The organism is Priestia sp. P5_B4, assembly GCF_056400385.1.
On sequence record NZ_JBFULJ010001135.1, the window covers coordinates 1 to 1024 of the forward strand.

Here is a 1024-nt window from a genome sequence, read left to right on the forward strand (position 1 = left end):
GAGTAAAGTGAGAATACCGATTTCCAATCCCTGTTTTTACACGACATTCATTGTAGTAACGCCATTTTGAGAGTAAATCTTCTAATTGTTTGATAATAGCATGATGTTTTTCATAAGGGTCAAGCGTAAATACAATGGTTACTTTGGTGTCGAATCCGTATACGACCGGTGCTTTTGAGCTGAAAACCGATTTGATGTCAGATACAAGGCGATGAAGGTGTAAGTTTAAGAGCTGCAGGTCCGCTTGTGAACGAATGGTAATGAGAGCGACCAGAATATGCTTTTTTGTATCAATGTTTAACTCAGCCGCTTTTTGATACAGCAAAGTGGTGTCATAACACGATAAGTATTCACTAAATAATTCATGTGTTCGCTTGTAAAATAAATCAACTAACGTTTGTTTTTTCAGCATTTCTAATGCAATAACAGAGCTGCTTTGTTCGAGTGCCACTTGATCTAGAGAGGAAAGATTTCCTAGATTTGCCTGCATAATAAGTAACCCTAAGAGCGTGTCAATGCCGTGTATGGGGTGAATGTACACACTGTGTGCCTCATTGTTTGCCTCAATAGTATAAAAACAAGGCTTTGTATGTAAAAGAAAATACGTGTGAAATTCAGCTGTTTTTGTGTCTATATCAAAGAATTTTAAAAAGCCATAGGTCTTATTATCAACAAAATCTACAATGGTGACAGGAGATGTAACCATTCGATGCAATTCGGTAAGTATCGGTTCAATTCCTTTACTTTGAAGTGAAACATTCATGAAGGTACGATGAATTTGATCGCGGCGTATTAAAAGTTCATTTTGTTTTTTTACATCTTCAAAAAGCGCTGAGTTTAAGAGAGCAATCGATACTTGATCGGAAAAGCTTTCTAACAATTCTTTATCCTCTTCATTTAAAAGAGGGGTTGTACCGTTTTGATAAATAATGAGTACGCATACCGTTTGTTCTTCCATACAAATGGGGACAGAAATAATAGATTGAATGTTTGTAAACGTATAGGACTGATTAAGATAATGAAT

General features: G+C 35.8%; 1 protein-coding gene. It reads right to left on the bottom strand.

Annotation, left to right across the window (positions count from 1 at the left end; all coding sequences use genetic code 11):
• A partial coding sequence (locus tag AC1DRF_RS29415) for a GAF domain-containing protein (protein WP_477742498.1) occupies positions 1-1024 on the bottom strand: 1024 nt, incomplete at both ends.